Origin of the sequence: Paramagnetospirillum magnetotacticum MS-1 (genome assembly GCF_000829825.1) — a bacterium.
In the GTDB taxonomy this organism is placed as follows: Bacteria; Pseudomonadota; Alphaproteobacteria; order Rhodospirillales; family Magnetospirillaceae; genus Phaeospirillum; species Phaeospirillum magnetotacticum.
Window position 1 is genome coordinate 1 of sequence record NZ_JXSL01000013.1, and the last position, 15,690, is coordinate 15,690.

General features: G+C 60.7%; 17 protein-coding genes and 1 pseudogene. 6 read left to right on the forward strand and 12 right to left on the reverse strand.

Features of this window, described 5'->3' with window-relative positions; genetic code table 11:
- Nucleotides 1–210: 210 nt before the first annotated feature.
- The 3 genes and pseudogenes from CCC_RS22980 to CCC_RS01730 form a co-directional block, all read right to left on the reverse strand.
- Nucleotides 211–399: pseudogene (locus tag CCC_RS22980) on the reverse strand (response regulator); the annotation flags it as partial.
- A gap of 513 nt (nucleotides 400–912) precedes the next feature.
- Nucleotides 913–1,326 (reverse strand): MucR family transcriptional regulator, encoded by a 414-nt coding sequence (locus CCC_RS01725; RefSeq protein WP_041039469.1) that lies wholly within the window; start codon nucleotides 1,324–1,326, stop codon nucleotides 913–915.
- Nucleotides 1,316–1,594: an HU family DNA-binding protein gene (locus tag CCC_RS01730; RefSeq protein WP_009867581.1), complete on the reverse strand. Its 279-nt coding sequence runs from the start codon at nucleotides 1,592–1,594 to the stop codon at nucleotides 1,316–1,318. Before CCC_RS01730 ends, CCC_RS01725 begins: the two co-directional genes overlap by 11 nt.
- 1,027 nt (nucleotides 1,595–2,621) lie before the next feature.
- Here CCC_RS01730 and CCC_RS22900 point away from each other — a divergent pair.
- Nucleotides 2,622–2,750, forward strand: coding sequence for a hypothetical protein (locus tag CCC_RS22900; protein WP_256367182.1), 129 nt, complete (start codon nucleotides 2,622–2,624; stop codon nucleotides 2,748–2,750).
- A 388-nt stretch (nucleotides 2,751–3,138) separates the two neighbouring features.
- The gene (locus CCC_RS01740) at nucleotides 3,139–4,158 is read left to right on the forward strand and encodes an IS1595-like element ISMmg5 family transposase (protein WP_041039472.1); all 1,020 of its coding nucleotides are present in this window, start codon (nucleotides 3,139–3,141) and stop codon (nucleotides 4,156–4,158) included.
- A 422-nt stretch (nucleotides 4,159–4,580) separates the two neighbouring features.
- Here the strand turns inward: CCC_RS01740 and CCC_RS01750 are convergent, their stop codons facing one another.
- Nucleotides 4,581–4,847 carry a hypothetical protein gene (locus CCC_RS01750; RefSeq protein ID WP_152619670.1) on the reverse strand — a complete coding sequence of 89 codons (267 nt, stop codon included), beginning with the start codon at nucleotides 4,845–4,847 and terminating at the stop codon, nucleotides 4,581–4,583.
- A gap of 399 nt (nucleotides 4,848–5,246) precedes the next feature.
- On the opposite strand from CCC_RS01750, the gene CCC_RS01755 reads away from it, so the two are divergent.
- Nucleotides 5,247–5,726, forward strand: coding sequence for a bacteriohemerythrin (locus tag CCC_RS01755; RefSeq protein ID WP_009867583.1), 480 nt, complete (start codon nucleotides 5,247–5,249; stop codon nucleotides 5,724–5,726).
- A gap of 157 nt (nucleotides 5,727–5,883) precedes the next feature.
- Complete coding sequence (locus CCC_RS01760; protein ID WP_009867584.1) at nucleotides 5,884–6,456, forward strand: hypothetical protein; 573 nt, start codon at nucleotides 5,884–5,886, stop codon at nucleotides 6,454–6,456.
- Between the two features lie 44 nt (nucleotides 6,457–6,500).
- Here the strand turns inward: CCC_RS01760 and CCC_RS01765 are convergent, their stop codons facing one another.
- Nucleotides 6,501–7,772 (reverse strand): response regulator transcription factor, encoded by a 1,272-nt coding sequence (locus CCC_RS01765; RefSeq protein ID WP_052472878.1) that lies wholly within the window; start codon nucleotides 7,770–7,772, stop codon nucleotides 6,501–6,503.
- Between the two features lie 228 nt (nucleotides 7,773–8,000).
- Between CCC_RS01765 and CCC_RS01770 the strand changes: the two genes are divergently transcribed.
- Nucleotides 8,001–8,411, forward strand: a complete 411-nt coding sequence (locus CCC_RS01770; protein ID WP_041039476.1) for a helix-turn-helix transcriptional regulator — start codon at nucleotides 8,001–8,003, stop codon at nucleotides 8,409–8,411.
- Between the two features lie 47 nt (nucleotides 8,412–8,458).
- On the opposite strand, the gene mamW is transcribed toward CCC_RS01770, so the two are convergent.
- Both mamW and CCC_RS01780 read right to left on the reverse strand, forming a co-directional pair.
- Nucleotides 8,459–8,812 (reverse strand): magnetosome protein MamW, encoded by a 354-nt coding sequence (gene mamW / locus CCC_RS01775; RefSeq protein WP_009869062.1) that lies wholly within the window; start codon nucleotides 8,810–8,812, stop codon nucleotides 8,459–8,461.
- 167 nt (nucleotides 8,813–8,979) lie between these two features.
- Nucleotides 8,980–10,209, reverse strand: coding sequence for a response regulator (locus CCC_RS01780; RefSeq protein ID WP_236686270.1), 1,230 nt, complete (start codon nucleotides 10,207–10,209; stop codon nucleotides 8,980–8,982).
- Nucleotides 10,210–10,947: 738 nt separating this feature from the next.
- On the opposite strand from CCC_RS01780, the gene CCC_RS01785 reads away from it, so the two are divergent.
- Nucleotides 10,948–11,886, forward strand: coding sequence for a hypothetical protein (locus CCC_RS01785; RefSeq protein ID WP_041039478.1), 939 nt, complete (start codon nucleotides 10,948–10,950; stop codon nucleotides 11,884–11,886).
- A 97-nt stretch (nucleotides 11,887–11,983) separates the two neighbouring features.
- On the opposite strand, the gene CCC_RS01790 is transcribed toward CCC_RS01785, so the two are convergent.
- The 5 genes from CCC_RS01790 to mamS form a co-directional block, all read right to left on the reverse strand.
- Nucleotides 11,984–12,316, reverse strand: coding sequence for an ANTAR domain-containing protein (locus tag CCC_RS01790; protein WP_009869058.1), 333 nt, complete (start codon nucleotides 12,314–12,316; stop codon nucleotides 11,984–11,986).
- Nucleotides 12,317–12,437: 121 nt separating this feature from the next.
- A complete protein-coding gene (gene mamV / locus CCC_RS01795) occupies nucleotides 12,438–13,406 on the reverse strand; it encodes a CDF transporter MamV (RefSeq protein ID WP_236686271.1) in 969 nt (322 codons plus the stop codon).
- 98 nt (nucleotides 13,407–13,504) lie between these two features.
- Entirely contained in the window at nucleotides 13,505–14,398 is an 894-nt protein-coding gene (gene mamU / locus CCC_RS01800; RefSeq protein ID WP_009869056.1) for a lipid kinase MamU, read from the reverse strand.
- Nucleotides 14,399–14,440: 42 nt separating this feature from the next.
- A complete protein-coding gene (mamT, locus tag CCC_RS01805; protein ID WP_008622199.1) occupies nucleotides 14,441–14,923 on the reverse strand; it encodes a magnetosome protein MamT in 483 nt (160 codons plus the stop codon).
- Nucleotides 14,924–14,990: 67 nt separating this feature from the next.
- Nucleotides 14,991–15,533, reverse strand: coding sequence for a magnetosome protein MamS (gene mamS, locus CCC_RS01810; RefSeq protein ID WP_052472880.1), 543 nt, complete (start codon nucleotides 15,531–15,533; stop codon nucleotides 14,991–14,993).
- Nucleotides 15,534–15,690: the final 157 nt, after the last annotated feature.

Below are 15,690 nucleotides of genomic sequence, written 5' to 3' on the forward strand. Positions count from 1 at the left end.
GGAGGTGCAAGATCACGCCACGGATTGGCTATGGACCTACAACAACGACAGACCCAATATGGCCATCGGCGGCATCACACCCGCCCAGAAACTGAAATTGGCCGCGTGAGTTCTATGTTCCAACCCCGTTAAAAACGGGGGGATTACCGTGACGCCTGCATCCAAAGCCGTTCTCTCGCATTCATCTTCTGTCCTGGCCGTAACCATGACGATTGGAACATCGGCATTAAAGCCATCAAGCCCGCCTGAACGGATCAGCTTGGTGCAGGCTATGCCGTCGAGCATGGGCATCATCCAGTCGAGAAAAACGATGTCAGTGCTGCCATCTGTCAAATCGCCGTCTTCAAGGCTGACGATATTGGCGGCACCGAATGCGAGTGTGCCATCCTCCACTTCCATGACATCGCGGCAATGGTAAGGAACCCAGAGCGATTCTGATCAGTTCCCGCATCGGCTTAGCGTCATCAACGACCAATGCCCTTCGGATTCGTGGAAACATAGATTTCACGCTTTCATCTTGGTGACGTTGATTTGCCGCCATCAATCGGCAGTTACCAATAAGTACCACGTGCCCCAGAGCACGGCCAAGATATTCCATTATTGCAATTGAATGACTTCAATTAGCAGGGGAACGCCCCTTACTTATTTCCGAGAACCTTTCCCATGGACACCAGGGTGAAGGGTCAGGGACGGACCAGCGGCATGACCGGCTTCAAACGCCCCTGCCGCGACCTTCTTCCCTGATTCCCGGCCACGTCTCAGGTTCAGGTCCAACTTGGCGAATTCAGATTCGACGATGCCGTGGCGGACCTCTGGTGGACCGGCCAGTCTTCTTGGCTTCCTTGGCAGGCTTGGGGGCGGTTGCGGGCTTGGAAGCCTTACGTGGCGGCATGACTATCCCTTCCCTGTTCATCAGGTGGCTGATTTGGGCTTCCTGTTCGTCCGGGAATAGCCCAGCCCAACAGCTTTCGCAAACTCCGATCTGCGTGCGGCGTATTCCGGGGCGACGAGAGGGTAATCCCTGGGCAAAGCCCACTTGGCCCGGTACTCGTCGGCAGTCAGCCCATGCCCAGTCGTGAGGTGTCGCTTAAGCATCTTTTGCCGATCACCACATTCCAAACAGACAATGTAATCGGGGGTCACCGACCGCTTCACCGAAACGGCAGGCTGCTGCCGTTCAGCCGGTGCCGAAGCAGAGGTACCCGTACCGGACAAAGTCGAATAAACGGACTTGATCAGAATCGGAACGTCCCTGGCTTCCACCGTGTTGCCCCCCAGATAGGCAACCACAATCTTGGTGGTCAGCGCCTTGATTTCATCGGCCATTGATAGTGTCCTTGAGGCTCTTTCCGGCGGTGAATTTAGCAGACTTGCTGGCCGCGATAGTCAGGGCCTTGCCAGTCTGCGGATTCCGCCCTTCACGTGCAGGACGGGCCGAGACCGAGAAGGTTCCAAAGCCGACCAGACGCACATCATCGCCGGACTTCATGGCGGCGGTGATGGCTGCGAAAACAGCATCAATGGCATTGCCCGCATCGGCCTTGGTCATTTTGGCACCATCGGCGACGGCGGCGATCAATTCGGACTTGTTCATTTGCCCCTCCCTGCGAAAAGTATGGCTATAACGAATGGCACGACGAACAGGCATCGTCAACCAAACGGGTTTAATCAGGAGTCGGCAAGGTAAGCAGGAAAGTCGAGCCGCCTGAAGGCGATTGCTCGCCCCCCAATCTCGCCGCTGTGCGTTCCCAAATCTATACCGGCACTGTGAACCTGAAGGTGGCTCCGTGCCCGGGTTCTGACTCCACCCAAATTTGCCCACCATGCTGTGTGATGATCCGCTTGCAGATCGCAAATCCGGATTGATGGCCTTCATACTCGTAATTCGTCCCTTGGCGACAAATCCCGACTGCATCAGTTGACGCAACACGTATGCCGGATTCATCAGGGTCAGGTGTTTGCCGGTCGTGGTTACCACGTCGCGGTCGGGAACGTGCAAGTGGGGATTCGGGGGAGTTTGGGCGTCAAGAGCCACACAAACTCCACCATGGGATGCAGCCCAATGGCGGAAGCCGATATCTGTTTGCACGCTGGTTCGTGCTTCTTGAATTGCCAGACCTACCGCTTGCTGCCTTTCGTTTTCAGCCGCCATCCAAAACGAAAGCAAGACTGCCGCTGTCCATAATGCAGCAGACCCTACAATTAAAGCCTTTTGCGTCCAATGTGACGCAAAAGGCTTTAATCTTATGTATGCCCTCGCCGGGCGCAAACCTACGGTTTGCTTGGCCGCTCGCTCAATGCTCGCCAAAGCGGTTTGCGCCAGATAAAGCGCAAACCGCTTTAGCTTTCGAAATGCCGAAACAGAAACCGCAGCATTTGGTTGTGCATTGGAGGTCATTAGCAAATACTCCGGCACGTAAGCCTGTCCAGCTTAAGCCGCTCACGCAGCAAGCGTATCATGCCTATTTCAAAAGCCATATACCTTGCCAGCTCTGCCTTCATGCATTGGCCAGCCTATGTCTCCTCCTTCATCCGGAGAACCCCAGCCTCCAATCCCGCAGCGATCACCGTGTCCGAAATGGCATCCTTGACCTCACCAGGCAGAATGATTGCGGCCCTCCATGAGCCATCTGGTGCCCGGTATGTTGGCAAGGAAACCTCGTACTTTTGCCATCAGCCCTCACCTTGACTCCTTGGATGATCATCTCGATGCCATCAAAGACGACCTCAACATCAGCCAAGGCACGTAGCTTACCGGCATTCTTCACGTCGCTGATGCCGATTGCGGATACAGTAATCGATGCGGTGTCCATGGTCGGATTTACGTTCAAGATTTTCACCATATGGGCGAAAAGTTCATCCTGTACGTCTTGATGGCGTGTCCCGAATACGATAGCGTTCTGCTGTTGTATTCACCTAATCGGCTGTGTCTGGATGGATATTTCCCGCCCACCCCCAAAATCCGTCCAGCATGATTAGGCGGTAGAGTTCTCGCCCGTTCGCCACCGCCGATCTGCTTTACGGTTCGCTCCGCTTCACAGGAACGACCACGAAGAACTCTTGATCATTCCGCGCCTATTCGCTTTACGCCCACACCCACTACATTTAGAGTGGGTGCAAAGCGAATAGGTGGTGGCCATGGACGTTCTCGTCCGAGCTGACCTCCCGTTCCCGGAATCGCTTCCTGGGTTCCAGCGGCTTTTTCCTGACGATGCGGCTTGCGCCACGTACCTGGAGCGCTCCCGTTGGCCGGACGGTTTCGTCTGCCCCCATTGCGGTGTTGTCGGATCACCGTTCCGCTTCGAAAACCGTCCCGGCATCCTGCGTTGTCGGGCCTGCCGCAAGAATACTGGCCTGACCGTTGGCACTGTCATGGAGCGCAGCCATATTCCGCTCTCGACGTGGTTTTGGGCCGCCTATCTGGTGTCCAGCCAGACGCCCGGCTTGTCTGCCGTCCAATTCCAGCGCCAGCTTGGACTGTCCCGCTATGAGACTGCGTTCGGCATTCTCCACAAGCTCCGCGCCGCCATGGTCCGTCCTGACCAAGACCGCATCGGCGGCCATCCCGATCAGCATGTTGAGGTGGATGAGACGTGGGTAGGTGGACGCACACGCGGCGAGGGCCGGGGCGGCCATCACAAGGTGCTGGTGGCCGCCGCCGTCGAGGTGCGGCACCGGGAACCGGGAACCGCCCAAGACAATCGGCGCGACGGTCGCTACGCCGGTCGGGTGCGTCTGGCGATTGCCGCCGACCGTAGCGCCGAAGCGCTGGGCGGTTTCGTCAAGAGTGCCGTCGAACTCGGCACGCTGGTCATCACCGATGATTGGAGCGGCTATGGCGGGCTGCGTAAGGACGGCTACGACCACCATGCAATTGCCCAATGCGGCGACCCAGAGGTGCCGGAGGAGTTCTTGCCCATCGTCCGTCTGGTCTTCTCAAACCTGAAATCGTGGATCAACGGCATTCATCACGGCGTCAGCGCCAAACACCTTCAGGCATACCTCAACGAGTTTACCTTCCGGTTCAATCGCCGCTTCTACCCGTTCAATGCCTTCCGGTCGCTCCTTGGAATTGCCGGGGATGCGACAGCGCCAACCAAAACGGAGCTATATTCGGGAGAGTGGCGACATCCTAAATGTAGTGGGTATGGGCGTTAAGCGAATAGGCACGGATCATTCAACGTTCCAACCGACACCATCAACGTCTCATGCTGGTTCACGAGCCGGGCATGGGGGACACCATCGACCGCCGTCCAAAGGCGGGACACCTCCCAGACTTTCCTGGTGTGGTCATTTGCCTTTGTGAACCGGTCACCGACTTGGATGGGTGGAGTTTTTCGCCCGAATATCGCCATTGTCGCCCGAAATGATTGCCTGCGCTCGTCCTGCTGTATCTCGAATCGCTTGGATTTGTCCAAAAAACTTTCGATACTCTGACAGCGTGTGCTTTGCCACCAGGTCACAGGCCAGGAAATTGAACAGGGGCCCATGGCCAGTTCGCCCGCACGATCGAATAGGCTGAAATAATAGGCCACCGGCAAACGACACATCCATCCAAGCCCCCTGTCGGGCTGAAACTGTCATTTGCGCCACATCCAGCCCTTCAATCGCGCGGACATTGCCAGCGGCATCCGCAACCGAATCCGGGTTCCCGGCCCCATGGCGCGCTGGACCGCATGATGAACGAAAAGTATGCACAGCGCCCCCACCGCGATCGCGACGAAAAGATGCACGAACAAGATCGCAACCGTCAGGCCAATGGCCACGACCAAAAGCAGCCGAAGCCATCCTGCGGAATTTACCGCCCGGCGAATCTCCTCGAAGCCGAAAGCATTATTATGCGCCACACTCCTCCCCTTTCGATTGCGAGCCCCGATCAAAGCCGCATGCCCCCATGATTGGGCCCCATACGGGCGGGGCTCGTCAAACGATTGTTGCATCCTTGGAGATATGTTGCCGCTCATCAGATATTGCGACTTATTTTTACTCTCTGTCCTTAGGCCGATTTATGCTAGAGTCAGTGATCGAATTCGAGATGATTCGCCCTGCGGGAGACGCCGCCGATGCCGCTTCCCCACGGCTCGGATCGTAAGCCTCGCGGCTTTGGAATGTAGCTTGAACTTTGGCCGGATTTGCCGGCGATCCCGGTTGACTTTTGGTCGCGCTGACTGACTAAGTAACTCTGGCATGGGGCATTGCCGTAGTTGGGCCGCCCGTTAAAGCAGGTCGTGAGACGAGGAAGAGGAATGAACCAGACCAATCCGCTCCCCGAATGGACCGATGATTTATCCGTGAACGTCGAAATCATCGACGAAGATCATCAGGCGTTCTTTCGCTTGGCGGCTCTGATGAATGACGTGACCGCCACGCCCGACAACGATCAGCTCTACCTCATCGAAACCTCCATCAATATCCTCGAGGAATATATCGAGGGGCATTTCCTGCGCGAGCAAAAGGCCATGGCCAAGGCCGACTACGCCTATCTGGTCGAGCATATCGCGGCGCACGACGCCTTTGCCGACCGGGTAACCCGCATCGTTCAGGACTACCGCCAGACGGGCAATATCGAACATATCGGCGCCCTGGCGCATTTGGTCACGGATTGGCTGAATATCCACATCCGGGGGGTAGATGCCCAATACAAAGGGATCTTGACCAACGCGAATGTGGATGACCGCCCCCTGGTGTATATGGCCGCAGGCCTGGACACCGAGCTTGCCTCATAGCCAAAGGTACGAAAGCCCCCCGTCGGCAGATGCGCCTCTTCCTTCGGGCTTGGGGATAAGGCGGGCCGTCGTGCGCAAGGACGGCCCGGATGGGATTGCCGACCCCGACGGGTTCAGACAGAATGGGCCTGTCAGCGTCAGCACAGGGTCCTGAGAGATGGCGCATCCTTCGATACTGTCCGTAGCGCTGGCGAACCTGCAGAAATCCCATGAATTCCTGCTGAAAATTCTGGACGCCTGCGGCAACATCCCCGGAGCCCCCGGCGCCGCGTCTGATCAGGAAATGATGGCCGCTATCGCCCATTTGGCGCATTTGACCGAATCCGTGATTCAGGAGGGCGAATATGCCCGCGAGAACGGCGGCGACTTCGTGGCCGCCGACATCTTTTCCGAAACAGCCCCCGACACCCAGGCATCCCTTCTCCAGGCGCCCCCCGCCGACGATAAAATGCTCCGCCTCCGGGTCATCTTGCAGATATGCCTGGAACAAAGCGAACGGAACTGGCTCCAGGCCAAGCGGCTGAAATCCGAAAACGCCGCCCTGCGGCGCGGCATGAAGCAGGTCGCCGCCGATGTGGCCGCCGCCCGCTCGATGCTGCCGCCGGTCGCTGCTGCCGCCCCTCGACCAGCCCCGGCCCCGGCACCCATCACGGCGGCAAGACCGTCGCCCGCGGCGATGCCCATGACGGTGACGCGACTGGCCGGACAGCAGAAGCTTCGGCTGAAATAGGGGTTCGGCGCCGAACTCGTCGAACGCCCCGCCCATGGCCCTGATCAGGGCTTCTTCCCCGCCCTCTCCCCACGCGAACGCAAAAGATCGGCAACCCCGTTCTGGCTTGCCACCCCGTCGATCGCCTCGGCGGGCGGATGAAACCGGCTCGCCCCGCGCTTGCTGCGCTTGTTGCGCGTCAGATCGGCCAATTCAAACTGTTCCTCCTCCATTTTCTGGAGCCTCCCGATTCCCTCCCAGGCGAAATCCAACTTTCGCTTCATGGTTTCGTCGGATTTGCGTCCGCCCACGACCGCGACGATTTCCTCCACCGAGGCCAATCGCTCCTGCAGAAGGTCGCTGCCTCCCAGGGCGATTTCTCCGCCGTTCAGATACTTCTCCATATCGGCGATGATCGCATCCAGCCTACCGAGGGACATTTGCCCCAAGATGTCGATGAACAAAGCCTTCATCGTCTCGATCTTCTGCCGCAGCGGATTGTCCTGGCCGCGATGGGAACCTTTGTTCAAGTCCACCAGGGCGACAAGGTTCACCAGCCTATCCGCCGCCTCCATGATCTCGGCACGCACGACCTTGCGCGTCCGTTCATCATCGGTGGCATGCAGGGCTTCCTTCAGATGCTCGATTCTGGCGGCGATTTCGCTCACGCCATTGAAGATAATGGATGCCTGGGAATTGGGATCCTCCCCCACGACGGCCGGCGCATGCGGTCGGCGCGGGGCCAGGCCCAGCTCCCCGGAATGGCCCGCGGCGGCAAGCTTGCGGGGGGCCGGAGCCGGAGCCGGAGACGGAGACGGAAACGGCGATTGCGTCGCGCAGTCCTGGCGGTCGGCAGCGCGACGGAACGGCCCTTCGTAAAGGCCCGGAGCGGGATTGCGGCGGCAAGGCCCCCGAAAGGTCGGGTTGGCGATGAACTCGCGCTTTTCATTCAAGGCGCGATTGACGTTTTTCAGCATGCTGCGCGTGCTGATGGGCAGGGTCATGACGCAATTGGCCCCGGAATTGCGCATCATGGACAGATTACCGACATCCATGTGACTGATGACGCAAATCATCGGCCCGGTCACGACGCCTTCGGGGGTTTCCATTCTGATGCGCCGAATCATGTCGAGCGGTTCGTCGATATCGGTACCGGCGCAAACGATCAGGTCATAGATGCCGGAAGCGGCGAACTTAATCGCTTCGGTCAGGATGCCCGACTTCAAAACGTCGGCAAATCCAATCTGATGCAAGGATGTCGCGATCAAGCTGCAAAGCGAATCGTCCGAGGCCACGACCATGCATGCCTTGCCTAAGAAGGAGGTATTCAATGACATTCCACAATCCTTGGCCCCACGCGCGCTCCGCATCTCAGGGAATAGAACCAGCCGATGAAAACGGAAAAAGCCATTCCGTGCTAGTCTGGATCCGATGAATAGGTATTGAAGCATGGTTATGACCGGGTTATCAAACCCCTTGCGAATTGAAGGGGGCATACGGCAACCTTAACGCCTGGGGCCGAGGCTTACGCCAAGTCCGGTATTCGGCCAAGACAGGAGACAAGGATGGGCACGGAAAAGGGGGTGCCTTCACCGGAAACGGACAGTGCGCGGGACGCCAAGATGGCGGAAATTCTCGAAAAGATGCGCGTCCTGCTGACCGGTGAGCAGCCGCAGGCGGCACCGCGCGCGCCCGAACCGCCGAAGCCCACCCCCGTCGCCGAGCCCCCAAAGCCCTGCGCCCCCGCCGCCGTGAACGATCGGGATCAGTTCCCCCACACGGTGGCGGACCGGTTGATGGCCGGGCAAAGCCCGGTCCAAGTCTATCGCGAATACCGCGGCATGACCCGCGAGTCCCTGGCTCGGACGGCGGGAATCAACCTCGAAACGCTGGCCGCCCTGGAAGCCGGGTTTGACATGATCGTGCTGCGCAAGATCGCCGAAGCCCTGAAAATCGACGTCCGGCGGCTGCTTTAGCGTCGGGCCTCAAAATGTGAGGCACGACGCTCAGGCGAGCATTGAGCTCAAGACGGATTCTTGCGGTGCGGCACCACCGCCGTATTGGGGCGGCGCCGGATCATCAGGGCGAAACCATCGCGCACCCGGGTCAGGACGCGAACTGTCGCCCGCTCGGCCCCCGCCATCCGCTTGAAGACCTGATAGGCTCGCCGCCGCCCGCCGCCCGGCCCCACCTGGGCATAGGTCTTGAACCGTACGTTCCGCACAACGCGACGGCCGAAACGGGTCCGGAGAAAGGCCAGCAGCAGGCCGTTCTTGGCTAACCAGGCGACGAGAATCACCATGGCGTGCGCGAACACGCCCTTGATGAGCACTCCAAACAGAAACAATAAAATACCGGCGATGATCGCTGTCAGCATAGCCGCTTTCCAAACCCATGGGCCGCGCCGAGATCCCCGGGCGATAAGCGCCCGGTCTCCATAGGCCGGAGCAAACCGTCGGCAATCTTAGTCGAAGGGAAAAAATACGTCATCTTCTATGGTTCGGAAACGGGGCCGATCGCGCCGAATTCGGCGCCGAAACCGGATCAGCGGCCCGCAGGCCCGGAACGGCCGGTGGTCTGCGACTTCGGCGAGCGGGCGGCGTCGAACTGCGGCAAGGGCAACACCCCGGCCTCGATTTCCTTCACCTGGGCCACGATGCCTTGGGCTTTCTTGACCGCGTCCTTGACCTCGCTGTCGAGCATGTCGATGCCGCCGCGGACATTGATCAGGAATTGGACATAGCTCATGCGAGCCTGCATGGCGAGACCGATATTGAAAGACAGTCCGGCACGCCCGGACAAAATGTCCTCGCCGGACTTGATCAGCCGAGAAAGCTGGGCGCGCAGGAGCGATTCCGCGCTGGCATCCACCGATTTGCGGATAATGCGCAGACGCTCGATATCCGCCGCCGAGCAGCCGTGCTGCTCGATGCGCATCTGCGCCAGCGCCATGAGGTTGATGAGGCGCTCTTCGGCATCGGCCACCGCCGTGGTCAGAGCCCCCTGCGCCTCGGCGCCGGTGGTGGTCACCAACCGCGCCAGAAGCTGCTCGATCAGGCGGGCGGTGACGAAGGCCTTGTCGATCACCGCGCGGGTCTGGCGGTCGCCCCCTTCGTCCTCCTCGGCCTCATCCGCCCTGGGACGCGCTGGCGCCGCGAAAGAGCCCAACTGCGGCGCGGCCGCCGCCATTCCGGGCACCGGCGGCAAGGAACGCTCTCCCTGCAAGTCCTGCCGGATGGCCCGCCGTTCCGATTTCTCGACCGCCTGATTTAGCTGCTCGGCGATGCGGTCCTCGGCCCGGCGGAACGGTCCCTGGTGGCCCTTGGGCGACCGGCGACGACGGCAGCGGCCGCGATAGGTGGCGGTGGAAATGAAAGGCCGCTTGCCGTCCATGGCGGATAATAGCTTCGCCTGCACCGCCATCAGCGAGGTCGGCATGGCGATGACCTCGCAGATTCCGGCCTCGCGGGTTTCCTGCAGCAGTTCCGGCGTCCAGTCCCGGCCCAGGCTGATGATGGGCAGCGTATTGGCGGGAGCGGGCATTTCCCAACGGACAAGGCGGGCGATGGCAATGCCCCCGCCGCCCGGCACGTCGTTTTGGGAGATGATCAGGTCGATGGAGGGATTGGCGCGAAGGGCATGCGTTACCCCTCCAACATCGGAGAGATATTCGACATCATGCATCTTCAGCCCAAGCAACAACTCACGCAGCACCCTGCGCAGGCCGCCATCTGCGATAGCAACTAGACCCTTACAGGCGGCAAATGGCTTCATCTTGAGGATCTACCCCTTTCGAACGCCACCGATCAGGTGTGTATCGAAGCATTGCCAAGGCCGCAGCACAACCCTCGAATTACGAGAATTACTGGATATTTTTGCGCCGAGGTTGAACTGGCCAGCCGGGCCATTCCATCTTTCGAACACGATTTCCTCGCCCCCCATGGACTCGGCACATCATACGGAATAAGCTTGTCATACGGAATAAGCTTGTCATACGGAATATGCTTGTCATACGGAATAAGCTTGCCGTCAAGCGGCACCCTCCTTCGGCGTGCCAAGAGATGAGGTCGAGGTAATGGGACCGACGAACCAAACTCTCCGCCGCATATGCCACCCATTCATTAAATACAATTCCGACAAATTATGAGTTAATGCATGCTAACTCTGCCATCATTTAAGAACATTGCATGCCTTCTGATTTCATCAGACAAGAAAAAGCGCCGCCTGCTGGCCGACGTTCTTAACCAGATTGGGATTGGTGTTATTCACGAAACTGATACGGTTGAACATGCCACTTTACAGCTTCGTTACACAACCATCGATCTCGTCATTTGGGCAGAGGCTGGCGATGATCACATCGACCTGCTGAAGCATATCCGGCGCGAGTCTTCCCCCAGAGCCCGGACGGTTCCATTCCTGTGCGTCACGGAAGGATGGGATAATGAGCGTCTGACCCAAGCCAGGGATGCCGGTGCCTCCGGCTTCGCCACCCTCCCCCTCACTCTGCGGGGAATGCTGAGAGCCGTCTCGGCGCTTCTCGCCGACTCGCGCGAATTCATCAATTGCGGCGGCTATGCCGGTCCCGACCGCAGGCGGAACGATCTTCCCAACTATCAGGGACCGCGTCGCCGCGCCACCGATGGAACGGCCCCGCGCCCGGCGGCGGAAACCGCACCGTCGAAACCGTCCGCCGCCGCCCGGCCCGAAAATGCCGCCGAGGCGCAGAGCGGCGCGACCGCCGAGGCGCCAAGCCGGCCGCCGTCTAAAGCCACCGCCGGAATCGGCATGGCCACAACATCCGGCGGCGGCCAAGGCCCCGATATCCAACATCTGCCACCGTCCAACCGCCGCGTCCAGGTCGTCCAAGAGGCCCTGCGCATCTCTCAAGAGCTTCAAGCCCTGCTTCACGACCCCGCCGCGGAAAACGCCAAGGCGAAGATCAGCGACCATTTCAATCGCCTGATGAACCTCATGGGGCTGGTCCACGGCTATTGCCGGGAGGAAGGCGAGGCAGGGTCCTTCTTCAAGAAGAAATATGCCGAGATCATGGCGACCGTCAGTAAGTTCTCGTTGGGAATCCTGGCCTCCGGCCTCGAACGGACCGTCCAGGAATCGTCTCGGATCGTCGATGGAACCGCTCCCGCCGCATTGGGATCGTCATCGAAGATCTTTTACAAGATGTCCGAATTCGACACCTTGATCACAATGCTCGGCGGCTACCCCTCGCTCTCCCTCGACCTGTTGGAGATGATCAAGACCGGATGGCAGAACGTGCTGTCGCTGACGGCCCGAGACAATACCCTCAGCGAGCTGGAAAAGGATGACGCCGCACCGCTGAAGCTTGTGGCCGCCAAGCGACTGAACGATGCGGATCTAATCTTGCAAGAGCGCCGCGCCGCCGATTCCCAAGAGGCCGCCTTCCAGCGCCTCAACCGATCGCCGACGGCGTAGCGGCCCCGGTCCCTAGCCCAGTTTGGGCGCCGTATCCCCCCCCCCTTCAGGCTCCGTTTCTCCATCAGGAAGCGGGAAAATCCCGGACGGTTCAGGATCATCCTGTGGGCATTCTTCTTGACCTGCGGGTGCTGCGCGGCGTGACCTTCTTCATGGACAGCGGCATGGCCACATAGGCTGAAGCGCCCGAATAGATGGGCTGGGCTTCGAACGCTTCCGCATCATGAGAGGGCGAGCCCAGAACGACGATCGGCAGCTTCTTCTTGCACCGCGCCTTACCCGCCCGGATCAGATTGATGACGTCGAGAGTGGACTGTCCCTCGATCTCGGACGCGACGATCAGCAGTTCGATCTCGCAAACACTCAAGACACTCAGGACCTCCTTGAAGTTCCCCGCCTCCGTCACACGGGCATAGCTCGACGCCCGCATGATTGCATGGATCAGCCCGCGCGAGCTGCCGCTTCAATCCGCCAGTAAAATCTGCTGCCGCATCATCATGACCGCCTCCCTGATGGGTTTGGAACGGAAAGGCAGCAACGGATGGGGGAAGTCAGGACCCGGCGAGGCGAGGCGCGGGCGCCTCGACCAGATGGGCGAATTCATCCACCGCCGCCGCCGTCTCGATGACGGTAGTCTTTGCTGCATCCCCGGATTGGGGAATGAACCGGATGCGGATGTGACAGGCATGTGGCTCTTCCCGGGCGATCCTGCTTTCTAGTTCCCGGGTCAGAGCATGGCATTCCTCGACCGTGACCCGGCTTGAAATGGAAAGCTGCAGATCCACTTCCCAGGTTTCCCCCATGCGTCGACCGCGCAGATCCACGACACTGACGCCGGGATGGTGGGCGGCCAGCAATTGCCGGATGCCCTCGATGCGATGGGAGGGAACGCTGCCATCCATCAAGCCGTGGATGCTGTCCCAGGCGATCACCGCGCCGATGCGCAAAACCAGCAGCGACACCAAGATGGCGGCCAGATGATCCGCCGCCACCCATCCCAGGATGGACAAAACGATGCCCGCCAGCACCGCCAGAGACGAATAGGCGTCGCCCCGATTGTCGGCGGCGGCGGCCATTATGGCGGGACTGTTCGTGTGTTCGGCCACGCAGCGCAGATAGCGATGCATCAGTTCGGCGGTTCCGGCTGAGATCAAGGCGCCGAAAACGGCCCATACCTCGGGGACCTGCACATGGCCGGAGCCGAGATGGCTGACATTGTACCACAGCATGGCGGCGGCCCCGACCATCAGGCTGATGCCGATGAAATTGGCCGACAGGAATTGAACCTTGCCGTAGCCGTAGGGAAAGGCGGAATTGGCCGGTCGGCTGGACAGCTTGACGCTGGCCAGATTGATGCCCTTGGTCAGGAAATCGCCGAAGGAATGCAGGGAATGGGCCTGAAGCGCCATGCTGCCGCTCAGCACCCCCAAAGCGGTCTTGAACACGGCGAGAGCCAGGGCGGTGAACATGTCCAGCCAAGCCGCTCGGTCACGACATTCCTGGCATTTGCTTGGTTTCATCGGCCTTCCCAGCATCGGCGACGCCAATGCGCACCGTGGTTTATTCTATAGCAGTAGCTTGCCGTCCCTGGCAACCGCACCGCCTTGCAAGGCCGCGATTATTTGGGCACCAGCATGGGCAGCACACCGGGCAGGATGTCGAAGCGGAAGGGAGCTTCCATCTTTTCCACCTCGCCGTCGATGGAGACCAGCGGCTTGCGCTGCCGGGTCCGGATTTCCAGCCAGGGCAAGGAGCCTCGGATGAGGGCCTCGTTGCTGGCCCAGCGCCCCATGGCCACCTGCAGGCCCAGATCCATGAGGCTGATGGGCCCCGCCCCCTGCCCGATATAAACCCCCAGGGTAGCGCCATCCATGCGCTCGCGCTCCAGCTGGAACGGATCGGAATCCCGGCACATATTGTTGGACACCATCAAAAAGGAAGTGGCGATCCGGGCTTGGACGTCGGGTCCGATCAACTCCGCTTCGATCAAGCGATGCCCCCGCGCCAGGCCGCTCAGCCCGGCCAGGGCTCCGTCCAGAAAGCTCCCTCCTTTGCGACGGGCCTCGTCGCGAGAACGGATGAATTCAGGAAATGCGCCGAGACAGGCACGAATCAGGAAAAAACGGTCATTGACCCGCCCCAGATCGGTGGGGGTGGGAACCGCATCGGCTAGGGCCGCCGCCGCCCGGTCAAGGTCGAACGGAACTCCGAACTGGCGGGCGACATAATTCATGGTTCCCAGCGGCAGGACACCCAGGGACTTGCCGCTTCCCACCACATGCTTGAGCGATCGGGACAAGGACCCGTCGCCGCCGCCGATGATGACCGCATGGACGGCAGGATCACGGCACGCCTTGCGAATTGCGCGCCCCATGTCCTTTCCCTCGGCCAGGGTGACATGGGCCTGATGGCCCAGCGAGGTCCAGATGGCCGACAGCCGGGCGGCGACAACCGGGGGCGACAGGCGGGCGACGGTTCCCGCCCGTTCATTGATGATCGCCGCGATGCGCATCGCTTTGCCCCGTCCCTGGTCAGCGGGGAATGGCGCCCGCGATCATAATTGCCATCTCATGCCGCCTTTCTTGTCCACCGGCACCTTGACCACGATGTCGTGGCATTTAATGCATCGTCCGGCTGGCGGATGCGGCTGGCGGGAGGTCGGCAGAATGGGCGGTCCCAGCTTGCGGACCCGCGACAGATTTTCCAAAACGGCGCCATAGGGCGTCTTGAACTGGGACCCGGCGGCCGGGCCGCCCACCATCAGGTGGCACTGGATGCAATCGCCTACATAGGGATGCGGCATGCCAGTTCCTGGCTTCACCGGCGGGATATGGCGGATGGTCATCAGCTTGTAGCGGAGCGGCGGTTCCAGCAGCCGCTCCAGCGGCGACAGCAGCGATGGCTCCATGGGCAGCGGTAGACGCCCCAGCAGCAGCCCCTCCGCCCGTCGGGGCGAGGTGGCGGGCGTTATGCCGGACGGCGTGGACAGCTGGTCCCAATAGAGTCCCAGCCCGATCGCCGCCAACAAGGCGATCATCCCCAAGCTTACCCAGCGACGGCCGCGCCGCGGCGCCTCCATGCTCACCTTCCTCGTCTCCTCGGACTCACTGCACCACCATCCACAGTGCCAGTCCCTCGTCATCGCGCAACTTGCAGGTCCGCCCGCCGACCTGGATCGACTTGACGTAAAGCTCGGCATTGGGCCGCCCCGGATCGAAGATGAATCCGACGCCGCTGACCCGCGCTCCGTCGAAGGACGGGCAGCCGATCTGGGTAAGATATGCCTGCGGCGCCACCGAAATCTCCTGCAGGGCGCCGGTGCCGTTGTCGATCCAGATATGGACCTGCCCCCAGCCGACATCGTTGCCGATGCTGGCCACCTGGGTGACGCGGCCGCTGAACTGCAAAGGCGTCGCCGGGGTAAAGGGCGACAGACCCGGCAGGGCGGCGGGAAGCGACAAGGCCTGGCTTTGGGCCGTGACGCCGCCGCCGGTTTTGCCGCCGCCCGTGAAGCGGTCGGGAAGCATGGCGCTCACGACCAGCCCCAGGATCAGGACGGCCCCGAGGCCGAGCACCAGCTGGGGCGAGACGGCGCCTCCGGCCATCTGCCGAATACGGCTCAACACATGCTCTGGCCGGAAGTCCATGACGCCGCCCCTCTCTCACTCAGGCCCGTGCCGCGGCGGCGGGCGCCGGGCTGACGAACAGGCGGATGTCGCGGGCGTGGGGGATTTCCTCCTGGATGCGCCGGCGTACCGCCTCGGCCACCATGGAACTGTCCTTGATGCGCAGATTGGGATCGAC

What these genes read in the sequence shown, in the direction of transcription:
- CCC_RS01770 (WP_041039476.1), top strand. Translation starts at nt 8,001, where the DNA reads ATGGGCACGGAAAAGGGGGTGCCTTCACCGGAAACGGACAGTGCGCGG.
- CCC_RS01785 (WP_041039478.1), top strand. Translation starts at nt 10,948, where the DNA reads ATGCTGAGAGCCGTCTCGGCGCTTCTCGCCGACTCGCGCGAATTCATC.
- CCC_RS01740 (WP_041039472.1), top strand. Translation starts at nt 3,139, where the DNA reads ATGGACGTTCTCGTCCGAGCTGACCTCCCGTTCCCGGAATCGCTTCCT.
- CCC_RS22900 (WP_256367182.1), top strand. Translation starts at nt 2,622, where the DNA reads ATGAGCCATCTGGTGCCCGGTATGTTGGCAAGGAAACCTCGTACTTTT.
- mamU (WP_009869056.1), bottom strand. Translation starts at nt 14,398, where the DNA reads ATGCGCATCGCGGCGATCATCAATGAACGGGCGGGAACCGTCGCCCGC.
- CCC_RS01755 (WP_009867583.1), top strand. Translation starts at nt 5,247, where the DNA reads ATGAACCAGACCAATCCGCTCCCCGAATGGACCGATGATTTATCCGTG.
- mamV (WP_236686271.1), bottom strand. Translation starts at nt 13,406, where the DNA reads ATGAAACCAAGCAAATGCCAGGAATGTCGTGACCGAGCGGCTTGGCTG.
- mamW (WP_009869062.1), bottom strand. Translation starts at nt 8,812, where the DNA reads ATGCTGACAGCGATCATCGCCGGTATTTTATTGTTTCTGTTTGGAGTG.
- CCC_RS01760 (WP_009867584.1), top strand. Translation starts at nt 5,884, where the DNA reads ATGGCGCATCCTTCGATACTGTCCGTAGCGCTGGCGAACCTGCAGAAA.
- CCC_RS01765 (WP_052472878.1), bottom strand. Translation starts at nt 7,772, where the DNA reads ATGTCATTGAATACCTCCTTCTTAGGCAAGGCATGCATGGTCGTGGCC.
- CCC_RS01790 (WP_009869058.1), bottom strand. Translation starts at nt 12,316, where the DNA reads ATGCGGGCGTCGAGCTATGCCCGTGTGACGGAGGCGGGGAACTTCAAG.
- mamS (WP_052472880.1), bottom strand. Translation starts at nt 15,533, where the DNA reads ATGGACTTCCGGCCAGAGCATGTGTTGAGCCGTATTCGGCAGATGGCC.
- CCC_RS01730 (WP_009867581.1), bottom strand. Translation starts at nt 1,594, where the DNA reads ATGAACAAGTCCGAATTGATCGCCGCCGTCGCCGATGGTGCCAAAATG.
- CCC_RS01780 (WP_236686270.1), bottom strand. Translation starts at nt 10,209, where the DNA reads ATGAAGCCATTTGCCGCCTGTAAGGGTCTAGTTGCTATCGCAGATGGC.
- mamT (WP_008622199.1), bottom strand. Translation starts at nt 14,923, where the DNA reads ATGATCGCCTTGTTGGCGGCGATCGGGCTGGGACTCTATTGGGACCAG.
- CCC_RS01725 (WP_041039469.1), bottom strand. Translation starts at nt 1,326, where the DNA reads ATGGCCGATGAAATCAAGGCGCTGACCACCAAGATTGTGGTTGCCTAT.